The sequence below is a fragment of the Paraburkholderia sp. BR14312 genome (assembly GCF_040948675.1).
Taxonomy (GTDB): Bacteria; Pseudomonadota; Gammaproteobacteria; order Burkholderiales; family Burkholderiaceae; genus Paraburkholderia; species Paraburkholderia nodosa_A.
The window spans coordinates 164691-186798 of record NZ_JBFPKI010000002.1 but is presented as its reverse complement, the minus strand read 5'-3'; the positions used below and the strand labels follow the sequence as shown (position 1 = coordinate 186798).

Here is a 22108-nt window from a genome sequence, read left to right as displayed (position 1 = left end):
GTTAGGGAATGGGGAGCATCATGGGTTCGGTCTCGATGCAATCGGTATCAAGCTCGCGCAGCGAGCGTCTGTCCGCCTTCGTCGACGGTGAAGCGTCGGCGCAGGAGCATCTGAACGGAAATTTTCTGGAACTCGACGGCGAAGGGCGCGCAGCCTGGTCGGAGTACCACCTGATCGGCGACGTACTGCGTTCCGACGATCTGGCCCTCAGCCAGGCGGCAAGCCGCGCCTTCATGACGGGTTTCGCGGCGCGCTTCGAAGCACAGCCGCATCTGCTCGCACCGGCTGCGCTGCCGCAGGTGCAGCCCGGCCGCAATGAGCGCGTTGGCCGCATTCTGGCGCTGCGCCGCCGCGTGATGCCGTCGCTGGCCGTGGCGGCTGCGGCCGCCACGCTCACGTGGATCGTCATGCCGCAGATGCGCGGCGTGGGCATGGCCGGCGCGCCGCAAATCGCTGCTGTGCAGTCGCAGGGCGACGGCGTGCAGCGCGTGGCGATGAACACCACGCCGGCGCCTGTTGCAGGCGGTCAGGACGGCAATATCATCCGCGACGCTCGCCTCGACGAATATCTCCAGGCGCACCAGCAGTTCGCGCAGCAGCCGGTCATTTCGGATTCCATGCCGTACATCCGTTCAGCCGCTCTTACCACGCAAGGCCAATAAGTTTGATGCAGACATTGCGGTTGAATAAAAAGACAATCTGGGGGCGGTTGCCGGCATTCCTTTGCTGCGCAGCCGTGATGTTCACCGCTCTGTCTGTCGCCCCGCGTGCCCACGCGCAAGGCGCGTCCGCGGCCGATGCCGCCACGCGCCAGAGCGCGGCACAGCTGCTCGACCGCATCCAGCAGGCCGCCCAGCAGCAAAGTTACGAAGGCACCTTCGTCTATCAGCGCGGCGAGTTCGTGCAATCTTCGCGCATCACGCACTACGCCTCGAAGCAGGACGGCGAGTTCGAAAAGCTCGAAAGCCTCGACGGCAAGCCGCGCACAATGCTGCGCCACAACGACGATCTCTATACCTTCGTGCCCGAGCGCAAGCTGCTCGTCGTCGAAAAGCGCCAGAACAAGGACGCTTTCCCGGCGCTGCTTTCCACGAGCGGGGACCAGGTGCTGGGCGTCTACGAGCCGAAGATGCTGGCCAACGACCGCGTGGCCGGCCTCGACAGCCAGGTGATCCAGCTCGACCCGAGGGACAATTTCCGCTTCGCCTACAAGCTGTGGGCGGACGCGAAAACCGGTCTCCTGCTGCGCTCGCAGATGCTCGACCCGTCGAACGGCCAGGTGCTCCAGCAGCTCGCGTTCACGCAGGTGCGCATCGGCGGACCCGTCGACAAGACGCCTATCGTCAATGGCATGCGCAATATCGAGGGTTGGAACGTGGTGCGCCCGCCGCTCCAGCCGGTCGACATCGAAGCGCAGGGCTGGTCGTTCGGCCAGGCTGCGCCGGGATTCCAGAAGATTCGCGAAGTGCGCCGGCCGATGGCGGCGCGCGATGCGAGCGATCCGCCCATCCCGGTCGATCAGGCTGTATTCTCTGACGGACTGTCCACGCTTTCCGTCTTTATCGAGCCGGTGAAGAACAACAGTCGCAAGGAAGGCTCGGGCAGCAGTGGCGCGACCCACGTGCTCGTGAAGCGCAACGGCGATTACTTCATCACGTTGCTTGGCGAAGTGCCCCAGACCACGTTGCAGCAGTTCGCGTCTGCCATAGAATACAAGGCTCCCAGGTAACTCCTTCCTTCGGCTGACTTCGATATGACGATTCTCCCGCTGCGCAAATTCTTCGCGGCCGCGGTCGTGGCGGCGTGCCTGCCGTTGGCACCGCACGTGGCATCGGCGGCGCCGGCTGCCAACCTGCCCGACTTCGCCGACCTCGTGGACAAAGTGGGGCCGTCGGTCGTCAATATCCGCACCACCACACGCGTCTCCTCAGCTCAGCGCGGCCTGCCGCCGGGCATGGATCAGGGCGACATGTCGGAATTCTTCCGCCGCTTCTTTGGCATCCCGCTCCCGCAAGGGCCGCAGGGTGGGCAGGGCGGCGGCCAGGGGGGCAGTCAGGGCGGAAGCCCGGGCGGCGGTTCGGACTCCGGCCCGGACAGCGGCAACGACACCGAGCAGAACAGCGGCGTCGGCTCGGGTTTCATCCTCTCGGGCGACGGCTACGTGATGACCAACGCGCACGTGGTCGACGACGCGGACAGCATCTACGTGACGCTCACCGACAAGCGCGAATTCAAGGCGAAGCTGATCGGCGTGGACGACCGCACGGACGTCGCCGTGGTGAAGATCCAGGCCGCGAATCTGCCGGCCGTGACGATGGGCGATTCGAACAAGGTGCGCGTGGGCGAGTGGGTCGTGGCGATCGGTTCGCCGTTCGGCCTCGAGAATACCGTGACGGCGGGCATCGTGAGCGCGAAGGGTCGCGACACGGGCGATTATTTGCCGTTCATCCAGACCGACGTGGCCGTGAATCCCGGCAACTCGGGCGGTCCGCTCATCAACATGCAGGGCGAGGTGATCGGCATCAACTCGCAGATCTATAGCCGCACCGGCGGCTTCATGGGCATCTCGTTCGCGATTCCGATCGACGAGGCGATGCGCGTGGCGGACCAGCTCAAGTCCACGGGCAAGGTCACGCGCGGCCGCATTGCCGTCGCAATCGGCGAGGTGACGAAGGACGTCGCCGACTCGCTCGGTCTGCCCAAGGCGCAAGGCGCGCTGGTCTCCAGCGTCGAGCCGGGCGGCCCGGCCGACAAGGCGGGCATCCAGCCGGGCGACATCATCCTGAAGTTCAACGGCACGACCGTCGATGCCGCGACCGACCTGCCGCGCATGGTCGGCGACACGAAGCCGGGCACCAAGGCGACCGTGACGATCTGGCGCAAGGGCGCAACGCGCGATCTACCGATCACGATCGCCGAGATGCAGACCGACAAGAGCGCGAAGGCCGACCAGAAAAAGGCGCCCGAGCCCAAGCCGCGCGCGATGAACGCGCTCGGTATCGCGGTGGTCGATATTCCCGCCGACCAGCTCGCCCAGCTCAAGATCAAGGGCGGCGCGATGGTGGACTCGGTCGATGGCCCCGCACAGCGCGCCGGCCTGCAGAAGGGCGACATCATCCTGCGCGTGGGCGACACGGATATCACCAGCGCGAAGCAGTTCCAGGAGGTGACGGCGCATCTCGACTCGCAGAAGACGGTCGCGGTGCTCGTGCGTCGCGGCGACAACACGCAATTCGTGCCGCTGCGCCCGCGCGCGCCGGGGCAGAAGTAACGCCGATGCGCACGCCCATGCGGTCTTCGTCGGCGGCGCCGGGCGCGCTCGAACGCACGAGTGCGCACCTCGTGCTGTATGGGCGCGCGTGGTGTCATCTGTGCGAAGAGATGCGCGTGGCGCTCGCGCCGCTCGCCGCCGCGGCGGGTGCGCGTCTCGACGTCGTCGATGTCGATTCAGACCCCGCGATCCAGGCGCGTTACGACGAGCTCGTGCCGGTGCTCCTTTGCGACGGCATCGAGCTGTGTCACTACCGTCTCGACGAAGCACGCGTGCGCGCTACGCTGGGCCTGAGTGCCGACGCGCCGAACACACCGCCGGCGCCGCCGGGCGGTGCGTGAAACGCGGGCGGGGGGGCGGCGCAAGACGTGCCCCGCGCCATCACACATCCGTTACATCAGCGGACGGTTAGCCTGTGGGACCCCTTTTCGGCTAAAATAGTCCGGTTTTTCATCTGTTTACGAGGCGTGTCCAGCTATCGTTGGGGCGCGCCTTTTTCGCTTGATCGGCACTGAATGGATCATATTCGTAACTTCTCGATCATTGCGCACATCGACCATGGCAAGTCGACGCTCGCCGATCGCATCATCCAGCTGTGCGGCGGCTTGTCCGACCGCGAAATGGAATCGCAGGTGCTCGACTCGATGGATCTCGAGCGCGAGCGCGGCATCACCATCAAGGCGCAGACCGCTGCGCTCTCGTACAAGGCGCGTGACGGGAAGGTCTACAACCTGAACCTGATCGACACGCCGGGGCACGTCGACTTCTCCTACGAGGTGAGCCGTTCGCTCTCCGCGTGCGAGGGCGCGCTGCTCGTGGTGGACGCGAGCCAGGGCGTCGAGGCGCAGACGGTGGCGAACTGCTACACCGCAATCGAACTCGGCGTGGAAGTCGTGCCGGTGCTCAACAAGATCGACCTGCCCGCCGCCAACCCCGAAAACGCCATCGAAGAGATCGAGGACGTGATCGGCATCGACGCCACCGACGCCACGCGCTGCAGCGCGAAGACCGGCCTCGGCGTGGAAGACGTGCTCGAAGCGCTCATCGCCAAGGTGCCGCCGCCCAAGGGCGATCCGCAAGCGCCGCTGCAGGCGCTCATCATCGACTCGTGGTTCGACAACTACGTCGGCGTGGTGATGCTCGTGCGTATCGTCAACGGTACGCTGCGTCCGAAGGACAAGATCAAGCTGATGGCTACCGGCGCGCAGTATCCGGTCGAGCACGTCGGCGTGTTCTCGCCGAAGTCGCGCAACCTCGAGCAGCTTTCGGCGGGGCAGGTGGGCTTCATCATCGCCGGCATCAAGGAACTCGCCGCGACCAAGGTGGGCGACACCGTCACGCTCGCGACGAAGCCGGCGGCCGAGCCGCTGCCGGGCTTCAAGGAAGTGAAGCCGCAGGTGTTCGCGGGCCTGTATCCGGTCGAGGCGAACCAGTACGACGCGCTGCGCGAATCGCTCGAAAAGCTCAAGCTCAACGACGCCTCGCTGCAATACGAGCCGGAAGTTTCGCAGGCGCTGGGCTTCGGCTTCCGCTGCGGCTTCCTGGGTCTTCTGCACATGGAAATCGTGCAGGAGCGTCTCGAGCGCGAGTTCGACATGGACCTCATCACCACGGCGCCGACCGTGGTGTACGAAGTCGTGCAGGCGGACGGCAGCACGATCAAGGTCGAGAACCCGGCGAAGATGCCGGAGCCCTCGAAGATTGCCGAGGTCCGCGAGCCGATCGTGACGGTGAACCTGTACATGCCGCAGGAGTACGTGGGTTCGGTCATCACGCTCTGTACGCAAAAGCGCGGCAACCAGATCAACATGCAGTACCACGGCCGCCAGGTGCAGCTCACGTACGAAATTCCGATGGCGGAAATCGTGCTCGACTTCTTCGACCGTCTGAAGTCGGTGTCGCGCGGTTATGCGTCGATGGACTACGAGTTCAAGGAATACCGCACCTCCGACGTCGTGAAGGTCGACATGCTGATCAACGGCGACAAGGTCGATGCGCTGTCCATCATCGTCCACCGCTCGCAGTCGCAGTACCGCGGCCGCGAAGTGGCGGCGAAGATGCGGGAGATCATCCCGCGCCAGATGTACGACGTGGCCATTCAGGCTGCGATCGGCGCGCACATCATCGCGCGCGAGAACATCAAGGCGCTGCGCAAGAACGTGCTGGCCAAGTGCTACGGCGGCGACATCACGCGTAAGAAGAAGCTGCTCGAAAAGCAGAAGGAAGGCAAGAAGCGGATGAAGCAGGTCGGCTCGGTCGAGATTCCGCAAGAGGCCTTCCTCGCCATCCTTCGTGTCGAAGATAAATAAGTAACGCAAATAAGCCGGACAACGGATCTCTACATGAATTTCGCGCTGATACTCTTTGTGCTCGTCATCTTGACGGGCGTCGCGTGGGTTGCAGACAAACTGGTGTTCATGCCGCGCCGGCGCCTCGCCGCCGATGCGGCGGTCGCGGAGTTCGACCGTCAGCAGGAGCGTGTGGGCGAGCGCTTCGCCGATGAAAACGCGCCTGTCACGCGTCAGAACCTGCGCAACGACAAGCTGCGCCAGCCGTGGTGGCTCGAGTACACGGCGAGCTTCTTCCCCGTCATCCTGATCGTGTTCCTCGTACGGTCGTTCGTCGTCGAGCCGTTCAAGATTCCGTCGGGTTCGATGGTGCCCACGCTGCTCGTGGGCGACTTCATCCTCGTGAACAAGTTCGACTACGGCATCCGCCTGCCGATCACGAACACGAAGATCACGCAGGGCCGGCCGCTCGAGCGCGGCGACGTGGTCGTGTTCCGCTATCCGAAGGATGAGTCGGTCGACTACATCAAGCGCGTGATCGGCCTGCCGGGCGACGTGGTCTCGTATCAGGACAAGCAGCTCACGATCAACGGCAAGCCGGTGCCGGAAGTGCCGCAGGGCGACTTCTTCGATGAAGAGCGCATCGGCTATGCGAAGCAGTTCACGGAAGACCTCGGCAGCGGCCGCAAGAACAACATCCTCAACAACCCCGCGGTGCCGCCGTTCATCGTAGGCGCAGAGGATTATCCGTATCGCGACAACTGCCAGTACAACGCGCGCGGCGTGATCTGCAAGGTGCCGGCGGGCCATTACTTCATGATGGGCGACAATCGCGACAACAGCGCGGACAGCCGCTACTGGGGCTTCGTGCCCGACGCGAACATCGTGGGCCGCGCGTTCTTCATCTGGATGAACTTCAGCAACCTGCGTCGCATCGGTTCGTTCGAGTAATTCGTGTTGCCTCGACGTGCAATGCATGTAGAGCATGCGCGCGAAGGAGCCATCGAAGCAGCAACAAAAAGCGTATGCGCGAGCACGAGTCTCACTCGCAACGCATCTTCGCGCGCTACTTGAAGAATCCCCGGTAACGTCGCTTCGTCACGGTTTTTCGCCCGCCGCCCCCTGTTTTCGCCGGGGGCGGCGGGCGCGTTATACTCTCCCCATGCCCCAATCTCCGTTGGAAAGCCGTCTGCGCTACGAATTTCGCAATGCGGAATTGCTGCGCCAGGCTTTAACCCACCGCAGTCACAGTGCCACGCATAACGAACGCCTCGAATTCCTCGGTGATTCGGTTCTGAATTGCGCGGTGGCTGCCCTATTGTTCCAACGTTTTGGCAAGCTGGACGAGGGCGACCTCTCGCGCGTGCGCGCGAACCTGGTCAAGCAACAGTCGCTCTACGAGATTGCTCAGGCCCTCAATATCGCCGACGGCCTGCGCCTCGGCGAAGGCGAGTTGCGCAGCGGCGGTTTCCGCCGCCCGTCGATCCTCGCCGACGCGCTGGAAGCGATCTTCGGGGCGATTTTCCTCGACGGCGGCTTCGATGCCGCCCAGACGGTCATCAAGCGCCTCTACGTGCCGATCCTCGATCACATCGATCCGCGCACGCTTGGCAAGGATTCCAAAACGCTGCTGCAGGAGTACCTGCAGGGTCATAAGATCGCGCTGCCGACCTACACGGTCGTCGCGACGCATGGTGCGGCGCACAATCAGCAGTTCGAAGTCGAATGCACGGTGCCGAAGCTCGACGTGAAGGTGTCGGGTTCGGGCGCGAGCCGTCGCGCGGCGGAGCAGGCCGCAGCGAAGAAGGCACTCGACGAGGTCATGGCTGCGGCGCCCGCGCTGGTTGCGAAGCCGCGCCGCTCAAAGGGCGCGCGTGCGCCCAAAGCGGAACCCGAGGTCGTCCCCGGCGTGACCGGCGTGCAGGGCGCGCTCGATCTGCGCTCGCCGGAACGCCGCGAGCGTGCCTCGGCGCGCGCCGAGCGTCCGTCGCTAACCCCGGCAGCCGAAGGCGCGCCGCTCGCGGTGATCCGCGCGGCGCACGTCCAGGAGCGTCCGGCGGAGAAGGACAAACCGGCTGAAAAGCCCGTGGAGAAGGCCGAACGCGGTGCAGAGAAGGCCAGCGACAAGCCCGCCGACAAGGCCACGGGCTTCGACGCCGTGCCGAGCACCGGCGCCATCGGCCACCGTTCGGCCGCGGTGAAGGCCGAAGCGGCGTTGCGCACTGTCGAGCGCGCGCAAACCGCAACGGCCGGCGGCACCAGCGCCGACGCCCAGACCCATGCCGAAGCCACGACGGCCATTCCCGTGCGCGCGGCCGATGCCGGCCACTGATTCCACCGAGGCGCGCCGCGAGCGCGCCTCCCGTTTTTCTATTCCGGTCCGATCATGAACGCTCCCACTTCCACTCCTGCCGGTTTCCGTTGCGGCATGGTCGCGATCGTCGGCCGTCCGAACGTTGGCAAATCGACGCTGATGAACGCGCTGGTCGGCCAGAAGATCAGCATCACGTCGCGCAAGGCGCAGACTACGCGCCATCGCATCACCGGCATCAACACGATCGACGACGCACAGTACATCTTCGTCGACACGCCCGGTTTCCAGACGCGCCACAGCACGGCGCTCAACCGCTCGCTGAACCGCGCGGTGACCTCCACGCTCAGCTCGGTCGATGCCGTGCTGTTCGTGATCGAGGCCGGCAAGTTCGGTCCCGACGACCAGAAAGTGCTCGACCTGATTCCCCCGAGTGCGCCCACGATCCTGATCGCCAACAAGATCGACCGCGTGACCGACAAGGGCACGCTGTATCCGTTCATCCAGCAGGTGCAGGGTCTGCGCGAATTCCGCGAGATCGTGCCGCTTTCGGCAAATAATCCGGACGACATCAAGCGCCTGCTCGCGACGCTCAAGCCGTATCTGCCCGAAGGCGAGCCGATCTACGGCGAAGACGACCTCACCGATCGCAGCGAGCGCTTCCTCGCGGCCGAAATCCTGCGCGAGAAAGTATTCCGCTGGACCGGCGACGAACTCCCGTACACGAGCACGGTGCTGATCGACAAGTTCGAGCAGGAAGGGCGGCTGCGGCGCGTCTTCGCGACGATTCTCGTCGAGCGCGACACGCAGAAGGCGATGGTGATCGGCCAGAAGGGCGCGAAGCTCAAGCAGATCAGCACCGAGGCGCGACTCGACATGGAGAAGCTGTTCGACGGTCCCGTCTACCTCGAAACCTTCGTGAAGGTGAAGAGCGGCTGGGCCGATAACGAAGCCGGGCTGCGCGCCTACGGTTACGAGTAAGCACGACGGGCACCGCGTATGAGTGACGGCGCAGCCGGAACCCTGCACGACGACTGGCCCGCGCACGATGACGCGCAGGCCGACGAGGCAATCGCTGCGGACGAACCGACCGGTTCCCGCAGCGCGCGTCGCTCGCCCGCGAAAGGCACCCAAAGTGCGACGAGCACGCGCAGCACGAAGGCGACGAAAGGCGCCGCCACGCGCAACGCGATGACCGAAGGCGCCGACGCCATGCTCGAAGGCCGCGCCGAACCGCGCAACGGCCGCAAGACCACCGCGCGCTCGCAATTGCCGCGCGCGTCACGCAGCACGACCCCCGATTACCGCATCGCCGAGCAGCCGGCTTTCGTGCTGCACAGCTATCCGTACCGCGAGACGAGCCTCATCATCGATGTGCTCTCGCGCGATCACGGCCGCGTGGCGCTCGTCGCGAAGGGCGCGAAGCGTCCGCATTCGGCGTTGCGCGGCGTGCTGCAAACCTTCCAGCCGCTCGCGCTTTCGTGGACCGGCAAGGGCGAGGTGCGCACACTCACGGGCGCCGAGTGGGTCGGCGGCATGTTGCCGCTGACCGGCGACGCGCTCCTGTGCGGCTTCTACGTGAACGAGCTGCTCGTGAAGTTCATCGCGCGCGAAGACCCGCACCCCGAACTCTTTCGCCACTACGTCGTGACGCTCACGCGCCTCGCGCACGACGAGCCGCCCGTGCAGGTGCTGCGCTCGTTCGAGCGCGTGCTGCTGCGCGAGGCCGGCTATGCGCTCGCACTCAACCGCACCGTGAACCGCAAGACCGTCGCGGCCGAAGGGCGCTACGTGTTCGATCCGGAACGCGGCGTGCGCGAAGCATCGGATGAATGGCCTTCTCAATGGCCCCGGCTTTCGGGTCAGACGTTGCTCGACATGGAAGAGGACGATTACCATCGACCCCAGACGGTTGCGCAGAGCAAGGCGCTCATGCGCTTCCTGCTGAACATGTACCTTGGCGGCACGCCGCTCGCGACGCGCCAGATTCTGATCGACTTGCAGAACCTATGAGCTTCTTTCTCACTTCGCCCAACGTGATCGACCTCGGTGTGAACATCGATCACGTCGCCACGCTGCGCAACGCGCGCGGCACCGCTTATCCCGATCCGATCCGCGCGGCGCTTCTCGCCGAAGAGGCGGGCGCCGACGCGATCACGCTGCATCTGCGCGAGGATCGCCGCCATATCGTCGACGCCGACGTGCGCGCGCTGCGTCCGCAGCTGAAAACGCGCATGAATCTCGAATGCGCGGTGACGCCCGAGATGCTCGACATTGCGTGCGAGATCAAGCCGCATGACGTTTGCCTCGTGCCCGAAAAGCGCGCGGAACTGACGACCGAAGGCGGCCTCGACGTCGCGGGCCACTTCGACGCCGTTGCCGCCGCCTGCCGTCAACTTGCCGATGCGGGCTGCCGCGTCTCGCTTTTCATCGACCCGGACGAAACGCAGATTCGCGCGGCGCACGAAACGGGCGCGCCCGTGATCGAGTTGCATACGGGCCGCTACGCCGAGGCGCACGACGCCGGCGAGCAGGAGCGCGAATACGAGCGCGTGGTCACCGGCGTGAGCTGCGGCAACAGCCTCGGACTGAAGGTGAATGCCGGCCACGGTCTGCACTATACGAACGTGCAGCAGATCGCGGCCATCGACGGCATCGTCGAGCTGAACATCGGCCACGCGATCGTTGCGCACGCAATTTTTGCGGGCTGGGAGAACGCGGTGCGCGAAATGAAGGCGATCATGGTTGCGGCGCGCCTCGGCACGCGCGGCTGACTGCTACCCCGCGCCATCGCGTCAGGCGCAATCGACAGACATCGACGGGAGTCTCATGGCGATCTACGGTATCGGCACCGACATCATCCAGGTGAGCCGAGTGGCGGCGGTCATGGAGCGCACCAACGGGCGCTTCGCGCCGCGCGTGCTTGGCCCGGACGAACTCGCCGTCTACGAGGCGCGCAAGGCGCGCTCGGCGGCGCGGGGCCTCGCGTATCTATGCACGCGGTTCTCCGCGAAAGAGGCGTTCTCGAAAGCGATCGGCCTCGGCATGCGTATGCCGATGACCTGGCGCGCCATGCAGACCCTCAACGAGCCGGGCGGCCGTCCGGTGATCGTCGCTTCGGGCGAACTCGCGCGGTGGCTCGACGAACGCGGTATCACGGCGCGCGTGAGCATCACCGACGAGCATGACTACGCGGTGTCGTTCGTGGTTGCGGAAATCAACGGTTGATATCTTTCGCCGTGCGTTGCGCGGCATCTACGCAAAACTCATCGATGAAGAATAATCCCGGGCCAGTCATGCTCGACGTGGTCGGCACCACGCTGAACGACGACGACGTGCGTCGCCTCGCACACCCGATGACGGGCGGCGTGATCCTGTTCGCGCGTCACTACGAGAACCGCGCGCAGCTCGTTGCGCTGACCGACGCCATCCGCTCGGTGCGCGAGGACCTGCTGATCGCCGTCGACCACGAAGGCGGCCGCGTGCAGCGCTTTCGCACCGACGGCTTCACCGTGCTGCCCGCCATGGGGCGCCTGGGCGCCTTGTGGGACAAGGATGTGCTGCTCGCCACGAAGCTCGCGACGGCGGTGGGCTATATCCTCGCGAGCGAGCTGCGCGCATGCGGCATCGATCTCTCGTTCACGCCGGTGCTCGATCTCGGCTACGGCCAGTCGAAGGTGGTCGGCGATCGCGCGTTCCATCGCGATCCGCGGGTCGTCACGCTGCTCGCCAAGAGTCTCAATCACGGGCTATCCCTTGCGGGCATGGCCAATTGCGGCAAGCATTTCCCGGGGCATGGCTTCGCGACGGCGGACTCGCACGTCGCGGTGCCCGTCGACGAGCGTCCGCTCGAAGCGATCCTCGGCGAAGACGCACAGCCTTACGACTGGCTCGGTCTCTCGCTCACGGCGGTGATGCCGGGGCACGTGATTTATCCGAAGGTCGATGCGAAGCCCGCGGGCTTCTCGCGCATCTGGGTCGAGGAAGTGCTGCGCAAGCGCTTGCGCTTCACGGGCGCGATCTTCAGCGACGACCTCTCGATGGAGGCCGCGCGCCAGGGCGGTACGCTCACCGAGGGCGCGCGCGCCGCGCTCGAAGCGGGTTGCGACATGGTGCTGATCTGCAACCAACCGCACGAAGCCGGGAAGGTGCTTGACGCGTTGCGTACGATGGAGCCGCGCCGCGCGCCCAAGGCTTCGGGGCTGCGCATCAAGCGCATGCGCGCGCGCGGCAAGGCGCAGCGCTGGGACAGGATGGTAGCGGACCCGGGGTACATCGAGGCGCAGGCGTTACTGCGCAGCGTGCTGCCTTGATGTGCTGATTGCTGCATCGGTGGAATGAAAAAGGCTGTCCTTCGGAAACGAAGGACAGCCTTTTTACAACGTGCGTGCGTTTTGCCGATTCAGTTGAGCCGCATGCGCTGGAGCTTGTTATAGAGCGTCTTGGGGCTGATGCCGAGCAGCGACGCGGCGCGGTGCCGCGTGCCGCCCACGGCGTCGAGCGTCGCGCGGATCAGCATTTCCTCCACGTCGGCGAGCGGCGTGCCCACGGTGACCTGCACGCGGCCGCCGTTCATCTCGCGCGGGCCCGCGCCGCTGCTTTCCTCGGCCTGCAGCGTCTCGAGCACCTCGCCCGAGGCGTGCCACGCGCGCCTCACGCGTTCGTGCAGTTCGCGGACGTTGCCGGGCCAGTCGTACGCGAGGCACTCGCGGATAAACGAGGGCGCGACGAGCCGCGTCGCGCCGGCCAGACCGTGCGCCTGGGCCTCCTGATTGAGTTCGTCGATGCAGGCGAGCGCGAGCAGGGCGGCGTCGTCGTCGCGCTCTCGCAGCGGCGGCAGCTGGATCGCCGCCGCATCGAGGCGCAGCCAGAGATCCTCGTGCAGTGCACCCTGCTGGACGGCTTCGCGCGGGTTCGCATGGGTGGCCGCGATCAGGCGGAAATCGGTGCCTACCTCGCTGTTGCCGCCCACGCGCATGAAGGTCTGCGAATCGAGCGCGCGCAGCAGTGTTTCCTGCTGCTCACGCGGCAGGTCGGTCAGCTCGTCGATGAAAAGCGTACCGCCGCTCGCCTGATCGACGAGACCCGGCTCGCGCTGTTCCGCGCCCGTGAACGCGCCCCGCTCGTGGCCGAACAGCACGCTCGCCAGCGGCCGGCCCGCGGCCGCTTCGGCCACGAGCGAGCGCGCGTCGCACACGATGAACGGCCCCTTGCGGCGGCGGCTCAGCTGGTGCAGCGTGCGCGCCGCGACTTCCTTGCCGGTGCCGGCTTCGCCGTGCACGAGCAGCGCCGCTTCGGTGGGCGCGAGCTGTTCGAGCGTGTCGTAGACATGCTGGATCGCGCTGCTGCGGCCGAGCATCGGCCCGAAGTGGCCCATCTTGCGCAGTGTCGCGCGCAGCGCGCTGACCTCCTCGGTTAGCTCGTAGGGACGCGGAATGCGTGCGAGCAGGCTGCGCAGGCGCGGAATGTTGACGGGCTTGAGCAGATAGTCCCAGATGCCGTGGCGCAGGCCTTCGATCGCGCTTTCGACCGTGGCGTTGCCGGTCATCACGATCACCGGCAGGGCGCCGCCTGGCGGCTGCGCCGGCAAATGCGGCAGCAACTCGAGGCCGCCGCCATCGGGCAGGTTCAGGTCGACGAGTACGACGTCGGGGATGAAGCGCGCAAGGGCGGCACGCGCTTCGGCGAGGGTGGCAGCGGTGTCGACGGAGAACCCGTCGGCCGACAGGATCGCAGACAGACCTGACAGGCTATTGGGATCGTCTTCGACAATCAGGGCGTGTGGCATGGCGGTAGCGGCTTACGGATGAGCGCAGTCGCGCCGGTGCTGCACGCGCGGGTAGCGCGTGCGCCCCGGCAGGCAGCCGCGCGGCGCGCGGGAGCGCGGCACGATGCGAAAGAATTCACCGAGATCACGGAGATGTCTCGTAGCAGGGTGTTCAGTTCCGGTCCTCCCAGTTGTGCTGCGCCAGAACGGGGGCGCGACGGCGTTGCCGGGCAGTGAACTGCCGGCGGGGCCGAGCAGCAGCGCAAGCCGAAGCGCCAGGCGCTTTGGCATGCGTGCAACCCCCTGTTTGCCTGCAAGTGGGCGACGTCCGTACCGGCCATGCCGTGGACGGTGCGTCAGTCGGGTGGCCGGTGCGCGTCGAACCAGCGGCGCACTTCCAGTTCCGCCTCGTCACGCGTCTTGCCGTAACGTTCCTGGATAAGCCCGGCGAGCCGATCCGCACGGCCTTCGGCTTTTGCGAGTTCGTCGTCCGTCAGCTCGCCCCATGCCGCTTTGGCCTTGCCGATCAACTGCTTCCACTTGCCTTCGGCAATGTCGTTGTTCATTGTGTTTCTCCTGAAAAGGGGAAAGAGCGTGGTACGCATGCTCTCTCACCCCACAGCAGAAATCGTGCCGCGGGAGTCACTTTGACCGGTGCGCGCTGCCCTTGCTCGCCGCTTGTCCGCTAAAGGCGGCAAGCACGTAATCCATCGCGCATAACCGGTAAGGTTTTCCGTAGCACTCTCAAACATACACGTTCGGCAAAAAAAGAAAAAGCGCCCCGGGGGGCGCTTTCATAGCGGTGTCCGCCTTTTGCCGCTGGGGCAGCGGGCGGGCGCCTTTTCGGCCTGAGGCTGTCGTCAGCCCGCCGTTAGGCGCGGCTGCGGTACTCGTTCGTACGCGTGTCGATTTCGATCTTGTCGCCGATGTTGCAGAAGAGCGGCACTTGCAGCTCGAAACCGGTGTTCAGCTTGGCGGTCTTCAGGACCTTGCCCGACGACGTGTCGCCCTTGACGGCCGGTTCGGTGTAGATGATCTCGCGCACCAGCACGGTCGGCAGTTCGACCGAGATGGCCTTCTCGTTGTAGAACACGACTTCGCAAGCCATGCCGTCTTCGAGGTAGTTCAGGGCGTCGCCCATCATTTCGCCTTCGACTTCGAACTGGTTGTAGTCGGCGTCCATGAACACGTACATCGGGTCGGCGAAGTACGAGTACGTCACTTCCTTGCGATCCAGCACGACGACGTCGAACTTGTCGTCCGCCTTGTACACGGTTTCCATGCCCGCGCCGGTCAGCAGGTTCTTGAACTTCATCTTGACGACGGCGGCGTTGCGGCCCGACTTGTTGTATTCGGCCTTCTGCACGACCATCGCGTCGTTACCGATCATCACGACGTTGCCGACGCGGAGTTCCTGTGCGGTCTTCATAGTAAAAAACTGTCCTGTCCAGATTAAGTAGCTTCGAGTGTGCTCGACGGCAAACGTCGCAAGCGGATTCGGTTGCTGCAGCAGGTGCAGTTGCTGCGACCCTCTTTCATGCGTGCACGATGGGGGCCGCGGAACTCGAAGCGCTTGAGACGGTTGCCGTCGGATAACCGCTTATTTTAACTGACTTTTTGCGAACTCGGCGAGATTTCCGGCGAGATCGCCAACCTGCCCGAGTTCGGCCGCCCAGGCGTTGGCGCGCGCCGCGTAGGCGGGCAGATGCTGCGCAAAATCGGCCCAGTCCGGCGTGCCGCGGCCGTTCCACGCATGCCAGAAGCGTCCGAGCGCGGCGCGCGGTGCCTTCGGCAGCGTGCGGCCGTAGTGCGCGAGCGCGGCGTCGAGCTTCGGCAGATGGGCGTCGTCGGCTTGCGGGTAGATGTGCCACACGAACGGTCGCGCGGCCCATTGGGCGCGCACGAACGAGTCCTCGCCGCGCACGAAGTTGAGGTCGCTCGCCCAGAGCAGGGGGTCGTAACCGCGCTGCTCGGTGAACGCCAGCGCGTGCGCGCGAAGCGCGCCGCGCGTGGCCTGCGAACCTGCACCGAACGCCGGCTCTCCGAAAAAGCGCGCGAGCGCGCCAGAGATGCGGCCCTCCGGCACGAGCAGGACCACCGGCTTCGCGCCGTCGCGCCATTGCTCGAGCAGCGCGTCGACGGCGGGATTCTCATAGGCGAAGAGCGAGATCACGGTGGCTTCCGGCCCGGGCGGTGGGCCGCCCGTGGCGCGCTGCCACCATGCGGCGCGCTCGTCCGGTGAGCGCTCGAAGTCCGCGCGCGCCGCATCGAGCGTGCGCTCCTTGAGCACGCCCCCCGTGCCGGGTCCGAGGCCGGGAAAGAAGAAGTGCTTGGCGAGCGCGTAACGCGGGTGCGGCGACGGCCGCAGATGAAAGTCGGCGACCCAGTCCTCGCCGCTCAGATATTCGAGGTTGAGCCAGACGGGCTTGCGCGCACGCTCGGCCATCGCCGCGACGTAGACGCCCGGCAGCTCGCACGCGAACGCCTCGATCACGACATCGGCGATTTGCAGCGTGTCGCCCGCATGCTCCGGCGCGTGCCAGTGCTCGACGAGCACGCCTTCGACCGATTGCGTGGCGCGGCTCGGGTCGAGCGCGGGGCAGAGCTTGCGAAACGCGTGCAAGTCGTCGACGAAGAGGCGCACCTGCCAGCCGTGCTCGTGCGCGAGCTGGCGTGCGAGCCGCCAGCACACGCCGATGTCGCCGAAATTGTCGATGACGGCGCAAAAGAGGTCGCAGGCAATGGCGCTAGCGCTGACGGCGGTGGGTGTGGGGGCTTCTGTCATAGGTAGCGGGTGACGCGGAGAATCGGGACCGCCATGCAGCAAGCGGGTGCAGAACGCCCGGCCGGCAAGTTCGGCGCAGGTTCCGTGCGGCATGGAATGATCTAAACTTGCGATTCTAGGACACAGCCATGAATGCGTCGCGACGGCGGCGCTGGGCCAGGTCTCATCTCTCTCGACGCACCGCCCGTCCCCGAAACTGGATGACCGACACCGACGTTTTCGACCCGAAAAAGGCGCTCGCGCAGTTGCCGCATCTGCCGGGCGTGTATCGCTACTACGACGCGCAAGGCGCGGTGCTCTACGTCGGCAAGGCGCGCGACCTGAAAAAGCGCGTATCGAGCTACTTCACCAAGACGCAGCTTTCGCCGCGCATCGCGATGATGATCACGCGTATCGCGCGCATCGAAACCACGGTCACGCGTTCCGAGGCCGAGGCGCTGCTGCTCGAGAACAACCTCATCAAGGCGCTCACACCGCGCTACAACATCCTTTTTCGCGACGACAAGTCGTATCCGTTTCTCAAGATCACCGGGCACAAGTTCCCGCGCATGGCGTACTACCGCGGCGCGGTGGATCGCAACAACCAGTACTTCGGGCCGTTTCCGAGTGCGTCGGCGGTGCGCGAGAGCATCCAGATCCTGCAGCGCGTATTCCAGTTGCGCACCTGCGAGGACTCGGTGTTCAACAACCGCACGCGGCCCTGCCTGCTGCATCAGATCGGTCGCTGCACGGCGCCTTGCGTGGGCGCCATAAGCGAAGAGGATTACGCGCGCGACGTGAACAACGCATCGCGTTTTTTGCTGGGCCGTCAGAACGAGGTGATGAAGGAACTCGAGACGAAGATGCACGCGTTCGCCGCGGAGCTTAAGTTCGAGCAGGCGGCCTCCGTGCGCAACCAGATGAGTTCGCTTTCGACGGTGCTGCATCAGCAGGCCATCGAAACGGGTAGCGAGAGCGACGTCGACATTCTTGCCGTGGTGGCGCTGGGCGGGCGCGTTTGCGTGAATCTCGCGATGGTGCGCGGCGGCCGGCATCTGGGCGACAAGGCTTATTTCCCCGCGCATGTGGAGCGCGCGCTGACCGACGAGGAGGGCGGCGTCGCCGAGGAAATCGACAGCGAGACCGTGGTCGCGGCAAGCGCGCTGAAGTCGCTGCCCACGCTCGCGCGCAAGACGGTGGAGGACTACGTCGAGGAAGCGCAGGCGGAAGACGCACAGGACGATGCGGCGCTCGAAGCGGATCCGCTCGCCATCGCGGCCGATCTCGCCGACGATGACGACGCGGCAAGCGATGCCGAAACCGCCACGCCCGCGCTCGAGCCGCAGGCGGATGCGCGCAGAAAGCGCGAGATCGGCATCGAATCCGAAGTGCTCGACGCCTTCATCGCGCAGCATTACTTCGGCAACCGTGTGCCGCCCGTGCTGGTGGTGAGCCATCCGCCCGCGAACCGCGAACTCGTGGACGTGCTGAGCGAGCAGGCCGGGCACAAGGTCACGGTGCTGCGTCAGCCGCAAGGTCAGAAGCGCGCATGGCTTGCCATGGCCGAACAGAATGCGCGGCTCGCGCTCGCGCGTCTGCTCTCCGAGCAGGGCTCGCAGCAGGCCCGCACGCGCACGCTCGCGCAACTGCTCGGGCTCGAGCTGGACGACCTCGCGCACCTGCGCATCGAGTGCTTCGACATCAGCCACACGATGGGCGAGGCGACCCAGGCCTCATGCGTGGTGTATCACCATCACAAGATGCAGTCGGCCGAATACCGGCGCTACAACATCACCGGCATCACGCCCGGCGACGACTACGCCGCCATGCGCCAGGTGCTCACGCGGCGCTACGAAAAGATGGTCGCGCAAGCGGCGCGCGCCGAAGCCGACGAGGCGCCTGGGCTGTCCGTGCCTGCGCCCGATCCGGCCGACCCGGATGCCGCGTCGCAAGCCATGGAGGCCAGCGAGTCAGTCGAAGCCCCGCCGCCCGGCGGCACGCTGCCCAATATCGTGCTGATCGACGGCGGCAAGGGGCAGGTCGAGATTGCGCGCCAGGTGTTCACCGAACTGGGTCTCGATCCGGCGATGCTGGTGGGCGTGGCGAAGGGCGAGGGCCGCAAGGTCGGCCTCGAAACGCTCGTGTTCGCCGACGGCCGTGCGCCGCTCGAACTCGGCAAGGAGAGCGCCGCACTCATGCTCGTCGCGCAGATCCGCGACGAAGCGCACCGCTTCGCCATCACGGGCATGCGCGCGAAGCGCGGCAAAACGCGCCAGACTTCGCGTCTCGAAGAACTGGAGGGCGTGGGGGCGAAGCGTCGCCAGCGCCTGCTCGCGCGCTTTGGCGGCCTGCGCGGCGTGATGGCGGCGAGCGTGGAGGATCTGGCGAGCGTGGAGGGCATCTCGCGCTCGCTCGCCGAGCAGATCTACCAGCAGCTTCACTGATGCGGCGGCGTCGCTGGCCGGGTCCGGTTGGGCCATTCCTTACGGTTGCTTGTGGCACGTGCGGCGACGCGGCACAATTGCATCTCCCATCATTGCATCTCCCCGACAGATAGCGCCAGCCGATGCCGTTCAATATCCCGATTCTCCTGACCTGGCTGCGGATCCTGGCGATTCCGCTCGTGGTTGGCGTGTTCTATCTGCCGCAGACGATGCTTTCCCCGATGCAGCAGAACGTGCTGGCGATGCTGCTCTTCGTGCTGGCGGCGCTCACCGACTGGTTCGACGGTTTTCTCGCGCGCAAGTGGAATCAGACCTCGTCGTTCGGCGCATTCCTCGATCCCGTCGCGGACAAGCTCATGGTGACCGCGGCTCTGCTCGTGCTCGTGCATCTGCAGCGTCTCGACGCCGTGATCGCGCTCGTGATCGTCGGGCGCGAAATCGCGATCTCGGCGCTGCGCGAGTGGATGGCGCAGATCGGCGCGTCGAAGAGCGTGGCCGTGAATTCGCTCGGCAAGTTCAAGACCGCGTGCCAGATGGTCGCGATTCCCATGCTGCTGTTCTACGCCCCGCTCACGCTCGGTGGCATAACGCTGTTCGACTCGCGCGTGTGGGGTGCGTGGCTCATCTACGTGGCAGCGTTCCTCACGATCTGGTCGATGCTTTACTACATGAAGCTCGCGTGGCCCCAGATCCGCGAACGGGGGAGCTTGTGACCCCTATGCTGTGAATCCCTTATGTCTTTTCCAAAAAGATCATGCGAAGGGGTTGACACGATTCTGCGGGTTATACATAATCTCACTTCTCCGCTGCACGACGCAGTAGCAAGTAAGAAGATGTGGTGGAGATAGCAGAAGATAGGCCGATGTTAGTTGAAAATTCGGCGAAATCTGAAGCGAATATGCGGGAGTAGCTCAGTTGGTAGAGCGCAACCTTGCCAAGGTTGAGGTCGCGAGTTCGAGACTCGTCTCCCGCTCCAGAATTTTAGGTGCGGCGTTTTTGCAGTAACGAAAAACGAAGTGCCGAAGCAGTAAAAGTCGCAGTAAAGCAGGATATTTGCGGGAGTAGCTCAGTTGGTAGAGCGCAACCTTGCCAAGGTTGAGGTCGCGAGTTCGAGACTCGTCTCCCGCTCCAAATGCCAAGGGGAAGCAGCGCTTCCCTTTTTGTTTGGCAGGTTTTGGTCAGCGTATCAAGCCATCAAACAAATCTGTCCGGTCGTTGCGAGCGCAAGCAGTTTCCGCACCCCGGTCAGTCCGCTTCTGGCGCGATAGCAAAGCGGTTATGCAGCGGCCTGCAAAGCCGTGTAGGCCGGTTCGACTCCGGCTCGCGCCTCCAGATGCAAAACAAAAGCCACCTTCGGGTGGCTTTTGTTTTTTGCGGCCGCCTTGCTGCGTTTTTCGCGACACGCCAACGCGCCTGGCGCAAAATAACCGCAACCTTTCCTCCGCGGTTTGCCGACATGTCCATCGAACTCCCCGAAGACGCGCGCACCGAAGCGATCGCCTCCATCCAGCGCTATTTCGATGCCAACATGGAAGAGCCGATCGGCAACATCGCAGCGGGCGCGCTGCTGGGCTTCTTTCTCGAAGAGATCGCGCCGGCGGTCTACAACAAGGCCATTGCCGACGCGCAGGAGAGCATGCAGGCGCGCATCGTCGATCTCGACATCGATCTGCACGAGGAGCCATTCCAGTACTGGCGCAAATACGAGCAACCGCGCCGGCGAAAGTGAGCGCTGCGAGAGTCGCGAGTTTGTGGCGCTCGCGGCGCGCGGCATAATCGTGGTCATTCACGACGCCTTGATGGAAATCACCGACCATGACCGTGCAGTCCACCGCCTTGCCGCTGCCCCAATTCGACTGGCAATGGAAAGCCTTTGATGCGCTCGACGCGCGCGAAGTCTACGCCATGCTCAAACTGCGCTCGGACGCGTTCGTCGTCGAGCAGAACTGCGTGTATGGCGATATCGACGGTCTCGACTTCGGCGCATGGCATCTGTTCGCATGGAGCGAGCAGGGCGGCGCGCGAGAGCTTGCGGGCTATTTGCGCGTGCTGCTGCCTGACGCGCAGGACCCCGACGTGCGCATCGGCCGCGTGGTGACGTCGCAAAACCACCGCGGCATCAAGCTCGGCAACGCGCTGCTCGAGCGCGCCATCGCGCAGATCGAGCGTCAATGGCCGGAGGTCGCGATGCGTCTGCATGCCCAGGCGCATCTGCAGAAGTTCTACGGTGCGTTCGGCTTCTCGCCCGTTGGCGAGATTCACGACGAGGACGGCATTGCGCACGTATGGATGCGCTCGGCCTGATTCGACGTTGATCGCATCTTGCGCCGGCACTCGAGTGCTTTACGTGCGCAGGGTGCGCCCTTCCTCGTGACGCTGGCCGTCCGCCGGACGCATGCCGGGCCGCCGGTCCCGCTGCAATCGTCCGCGCGCGGATAGCCGCATCCAGTGGCGCAGCGCGACCAGCGCGCCGACCACGCTCATCATCGACCCCGGAATCCACAGCAGCAACCCGCCGATCTGCTGGTCGCGCATTGGCGAGAGCCAGGTGAACGCGCGGCCGCAGATCGAATAGACCGGGTAAAGCTCGTGCGGCGTGAAAAAGATGAACGCGCCGAGCACGATCTGCGGCGGAATCGCCGCGATCACGACGAGCACACGCTTGCCCGGCGAGAGGCGCGCGGGCGGCGCGGGGCGCGAGTCGAGCACGAGCCACCAGAACAACAGCCCGTCGATCACCATGCTCCAGTTCATGACGCGGTAGAGACGCCAGTCGAGCATCGCGATGAGGTGGATCGGCGAAAAGAGCCAGAAATAGATGAGCCCGACGAAGAGTCCGACCGCGACGACGGGATGCATGACGATGTCGAGCGCCACGCGCACGGGTCGAGCGGCGAGCGCGGGACGCACGAAGCGCTGCCGCCACCTGAACGGAATGCCCGCGCGCAGCGCCGCACCCGGGTAGGCGAGCGCGATAAAGAACGGCCCCAGATGGTGCAGCACCAGGTGCTGCGCGCGATGCATGAAGAACTCGTGCTCGAAGTAGTAGTCGAGGCGCGTATGCAGCACGACGTAGAGCGCGCCAAGCCCGAACCAGAACGAGAGCTGGCGTGCGAGCGACACCCGCGCGTGCCGCTTGCCGCGCACGAACAACACCGCCGCGAGCATCGTGCAGATCATCACGGTCGGCGAAGGCTCCCAGGGCTGGAGCCAGTAGAGCAGGGTCATCGCGAGCATGGCGGCGGCTTCATCGCGGGTTCGAC

Annotated in this window: 21 protein-coding genes and 3 tRNA genes; 19 read left to right on the top strand and 5 right to left on the bottom strand. The window is 65.2% G+C overall.

The genetic code is table 11. The annotated features are described in order from the left end of the window. Positions 1-20: 20 nt before the first annotated feature. From AB3X98_RS06635 to nagZ, 12 genes are all read left to right on the top strand, one after another. Positions 21-662 (top strand): sigma-E factor negative regulatory protein, encoded by a 642-nt coding sequence (locus AB3X98_RS06635; RefSeq protein WP_368604848.1) that lies wholly within the window; start codon positions 21-23, stop codon positions 660-662. 5 nt (positions 663-667) lie between these two features. Continuing rightward, positions 668-1729, top strand: coding sequence for a MucB/RseB C-terminal domain-containing protein (locus tag AB3X98_RS06630; RefSeq protein WP_368604918.1), 1062 nt, complete (start codon positions 668-670; stop codon positions 1727-1729). A gap of 24 nt (positions 1730-1753) precedes the next feature. Next, the gene (locus AB3X98_RS06625) at positions 1754-3271 is read left to right on the top strand and encodes a DegQ family serine endoprotease (RefSeq protein WP_368604849.1); all 1518 of its coding nucleotides are present in this window, start codon (positions 1754-1756) and stop codon (positions 3269-3271) included. Between the two features lie 5 nt (positions 3272-3276). Continuing rightward, entirely contained in the window at positions 3277-3612 is a 336-nt protein-coding gene (locus AB3X98_RS06620) for a glutaredoxin family protein (RefSeq protein WP_368604850.1), read from the top strand. 174 nt (positions 3613-3786) lie between these two features. Beyond that, positions 3787-5580 (top strand): translation elongation factor 4, encoded by a 1794-nt coding sequence (lepA, locus tag AB3X98_RS06615; RefSeq protein ID WP_069262568.1) that lies wholly within the window; start codon positions 3787-3789, stop codon positions 5578-5580. Positions 5581-5613: 33 nt separating this feature from the next. Next, positions 5614-6510 carry a signal peptidase I gene (gene lepB / locus AB3X98_RS06610; RefSeq protein WP_069262567.1) on the top strand — a complete coding sequence of 299 codons (897 nt, stop codon included), beginning with the start codon at positions 5614-5616 and terminating at the stop codon, positions 6508-6510. 211 nt (positions 6511-6721) lie between these two features. Then, positions 6722-7891 carry a ribonuclease III gene (gene rnc / locus AB3X98_RS06605; RefSeq protein ID WP_368604851.1) on the top strand — a complete coding sequence of 390 codons (1170 nt, stop codon included), beginning with the start codon at positions 6722-6724 and terminating at the stop codon, positions 7889-7891. A gap of 54 nt (positions 7892-7945) precedes the next feature. Continuing rightward, a complete protein-coding gene (era, locus tag AB3X98_RS06600) occupies positions 7946-8851 on the top strand; it encodes a GTPase Era (RefSeq protein WP_069262565.1) in 906 nt (301 codons plus the stop codon). 18 nt (positions 8852-8869) lie between these two features. After that, positions 8870-9883 carry a DNA repair protein RecO gene (gene recO, locus AB3X98_RS06595; RefSeq protein ID WP_368604852.1) on the top strand — a complete coding sequence of 338 codons (1014 nt, stop codon included), beginning with the start codon at positions 8870-8872 and terminating at the stop codon, positions 9881-9883. Next, a complete protein-coding gene (gene pdxJ / locus AB3X98_RS06590) occupies positions 9880-10644 on the top strand; it encodes a pyridoxine 5'-phosphate synthase (RefSeq protein ID WP_069262563.1) in 765 nt (254 codons plus the stop codon). Before recO ends, pdxJ begins: the two co-directional genes overlap by 4 nt. 55 nt (positions 10645-10699) lie before the next feature. Then, positions 10700-11098, top strand: coding sequence for a holo-ACP synthase (gene acpS / locus AB3X98_RS06585; RefSeq protein WP_069262930.1), 399 nt, complete (start codon positions 10700-10702; stop codon positions 11096-11098). Between the two features lie 44 nt (positions 11099-11142). Further along, complete coding sequence (gene nagZ, locus AB3X98_RS06580) at positions 11143-12183, top strand: beta-N-acetylhexosaminidase (RefSeq protein WP_069262562.1); 1041 nt, start codon at positions 11143-11145, stop codon at positions 12181-12183. Between the two features lie 89 nt (positions 12184-12272). Here the strand turns inward: nagZ and AB3X98_RS06575 are convergent, their stop codons facing one another. From AB3X98_RS06575 to earP, 4 genes are all read right to left on the bottom strand, one after another. After that, positions 12273-13658: a sigma-54 dependent transcriptional regulator gene (locus tag AB3X98_RS06575; protein WP_069262561.1), complete on the bottom strand. Its 1386-nt coding sequence runs from the start codon at positions 13656-13658 to the stop codon at positions 12273-12275. A 335-nt stretch (positions 13659-13993) separates the two neighbouring features. Continuing rightward, the gene (locus AB3X98_RS06570; protein ID WP_368604853.1) at positions 13994-14203 is read right to left on the bottom strand and encodes a CsbD family protein; all 210 of its coding nucleotides are present in this window, start codon (positions 14201-14203) and stop codon (positions 13994-13996) included. Between the two features lie 305 nt (positions 14204-14508). Next, positions 14509-15066 (bottom strand): elongation factor P, encoded by a 558-nt coding sequence (gene efp, locus AB3X98_RS06565; RefSeq protein WP_069262560.1) that lies wholly within the window; start codon positions 15064-15066, stop codon positions 14509-14511. A 171-nt stretch (positions 15067-15237) separates the two neighbouring features. Continuing rightward, complete coding sequence (gene earP, locus AB3X98_RS06560) at positions 15238-16422, bottom strand: elongation factor P maturation arginine rhamnosyltransferase EarP (protein ID WP_368604854.1); 1185 nt, start codon at positions 16420-16422, stop codon at positions 15238-15240. Between the two features lie 200 nt (positions 16423-16622). Here earP and uvrC point away from each other — a divergent pair, with 200 nt between their 5' ends. The 7 genes from uvrC to AB3X98_RS06525 all read left to right on the top strand — a co-directional run bounded on the left by uvrC (position 16623) and on the right by AB3X98_RS06525 (position 21149). Next, positions 16623-18845, top strand: a complete 2223-nt coding sequence (gene uvrC / locus AB3X98_RS06555; RefSeq protein WP_368604855.1) for an excinuclease ABC subunit UvrC — start codon at positions 16623-16625, stop codon at positions 18843-18845. Between the two features lie 122 nt (positions 18846-18967). Then, on the top strand, positions 18968-19558 hold the full coding sequence (gene pgsA / locus AB3X98_RS06550) for a CDP-diacylglycerol--glycerol-3-phosphate 3-phosphatidyltransferase (RefSeq protein ID WP_368604856.1): 591 nt from the start codon (positions 18968-18970) through the stop codon (positions 19556-19558). A 187-nt stretch (positions 19559-19745) separates the two neighbouring features. Then, a tRNA-Gly gene (locus AB3X98_RS06545) sits at positions 19746-19821 on the top strand. Positions 19822-19900: 79 nt separating this feature from the next. Next, positions 19901-19976: transfer RNA gene (locus tag AB3X98_RS06540), tRNA-Gly, on the top strand. Positions 19977-20103: 127 nt separating this feature from the next. Next, positions 20104-20177, top strand: a tRNA-Cys gene (locus AB3X98_RS06535). 124 nt (positions 20178-20301) lie between these two features. After that, positions 20302-20574: a DUF2164 domain-containing protein gene (locus AB3X98_RS06530; protein ID WP_342951950.1), complete on the top strand. Its 273-nt coding sequence runs from the start codon at positions 20302-20304 to the stop codon at positions 20572-20574. An 86-nt stretch (positions 20575-20660) separates the two neighbouring features. Then, positions 20661-21149 carry a GNAT family N-acetyltransferase gene (locus tag AB3X98_RS06525; protein ID WP_342945457.1) on the top strand — a complete coding sequence of 163 codons (489 nt, stop codon included), beginning with the start codon at positions 20661-20663 and terminating at the stop codon, positions 21147-21149. Positions 21150-21188: 39 nt separating this feature from the next. Here AB3X98_RS06525 and AB3X98_RS06520 read toward each other — a convergent pair whose 3' ends face one another. Beyond that, on the bottom strand, positions 21189-22073 hold the full coding sequence (locus AB3X98_RS06520; RefSeq protein ID WP_368604919.1) for a cytochrome c oxidase assembly protein: 885 nt from the start codon (positions 22071-22073) through the stop codon (positions 21189-21191). Positions 22074-22108 lie beyond the last annotated feature (35 nt).

What these genes read in the sequence shown, in the direction of transcription:
- recO (WP_368604852.1), top strand. Translation starts at nt 8,870, where the DNA reads ATGAGTGACGGCGCAGCCGGAACCCTGCACGACGACTGGCCCGCGCAC.
- AB3X98_RS06520 (WP_368604919.1), bottom strand. Translation starts at nt 22,073, where the DNA reads ATGACCCTGCTCTACTGGCTCCAGCCCTGGGAGCCTTCGCCGACCGTG.
- lepB (WP_069262567.1), top strand. Translation starts at nt 5,614, where the DNA reads ATGAATTTCGCGCTGATACTCTTTGTGCTCGTCATCTTGACGGGCGTC.
- acpS (WP_069262930.1), top strand. Translation starts at nt 10,700, where the DNA reads ATGGCGATCTACGGTATCGGCACCGACATCATCCAGGTGAGCCGAGTG.
- AB3X98_RS06625 (WP_368604849.1), top strand. Translation starts at nt 1,754, where the DNA reads ATGACGATTCTCCCGCTGCGCAAATTCTTCGCGGCCGCGGTCGTGGCG.
- efp (WP_069262560.1), bottom strand. Translation starts at nt 15,066, where the DNA reads ATGAAGACCGCACAGGAACTCCGCGTCGGCAACGTCGTGATGATCGGT.
- lepA (WP_069262568.1), top strand. Translation starts at nt 3,787, where the DNA reads ATGGATCATATTCGTAACTTCTCGATCATTGCGCACATCGACCATGGC.
- nagZ (WP_069262562.1), top strand. Translation starts at nt 11,143, where the DNA reads ATGAAGAATAATCCCGGGCCAGTCATGCTCGACGTGGTCGGCACCACG.
- AB3X98_RS06570 (WP_368604853.1), bottom strand. Translation starts at nt 14,203, where the DNA reads ATGAACAACGACATTGCCGAAGGCAAGTGGAAGCAGTTGATCGGCAAG.
- pdxJ (WP_069262563.1), top strand. Translation starts at nt 9,880, where the DNA reads ATGAGCTTCTTTCTCACTTCGCCCAACGTGATCGACCTCGGTGTGAAC.
- era (WP_069262565.1), top strand. Translation starts at nt 7,946, where the DNA reads ATGAACGCTCCCACTTCCACTCCTGCCGGTTTCCGTTGCGGCATGGTC.
- earP (WP_368604854.1), bottom strand. Translation starts at nt 16,422, where the DNA reads ATGACAGAAGCCCCCACACCCACCGCCGTCAGCGCTAGCGCCATTGCC.
- rnc (WP_368604851.1), top strand. Translation starts at nt 6,722, where the DNA reads ATGCCCCAATCTCCGTTGGAAAGCCGTCTGCGCTACGAATTTCGCAAT.
- AB3X98_RS06530 (WP_342951950.1), top strand. Translation starts at nt 20,302, where the DNA reads ATGTCCATCGAACTCCCCGAAGACGCGCGCACCGAAGCGATCGCCTCC.
- pgsA (WP_368604856.1), top strand. Translation starts at nt 18,968, where the DNA reads ATGCCGTTCAATATCCCGATTCTCCTGACCTGGCTGCGGATCCTGGCG.
- uvrC (WP_368604855.1), top strand. Translation starts at nt 16,623, where the DNA reads ATGACCGACACCGACGTTTTCGACCCGAAAAAGGCGCTCGCGCAGTTG.
- AB3X98_RS06630 (WP_368604918.1), top strand. Translation starts at nt 668, where the DNA reads ATGCAGACATTGCGGTTGAATAAAAAGACAATCTGGGGGCGGTTGCCG.
- AB3X98_RS06635 (WP_368604848.1), top strand. Translation starts at nt 21, where the DNA reads ATGGGTTCGGTCTCGATGCAATCGGTATCAAGCTCGCGCAGCGAGCGT.
- AB3X98_RS06620 (WP_368604850.1), top strand. Translation starts at nt 3,277, where the DNA reads ATGCGCACGCCCATGCGGTCTTCGTCGGCGGCGCCGGGCGCGCTCGAA.
- AB3X98_RS06525 (WP_342945457.1), top strand. Translation starts at nt 20,661, where the DNA reads ATGACCGTGCAGTCCACCGCCTTGCCGCTGCCCCAATTCGACTGGCAA.
- AB3X98_RS06575 (WP_069262561.1), bottom strand. Translation starts at nt 13,658, where the DNA reads ATGCCACACGCCCTGATTGTCGAAGACGATCCCAATAGCCTGTCAGGT.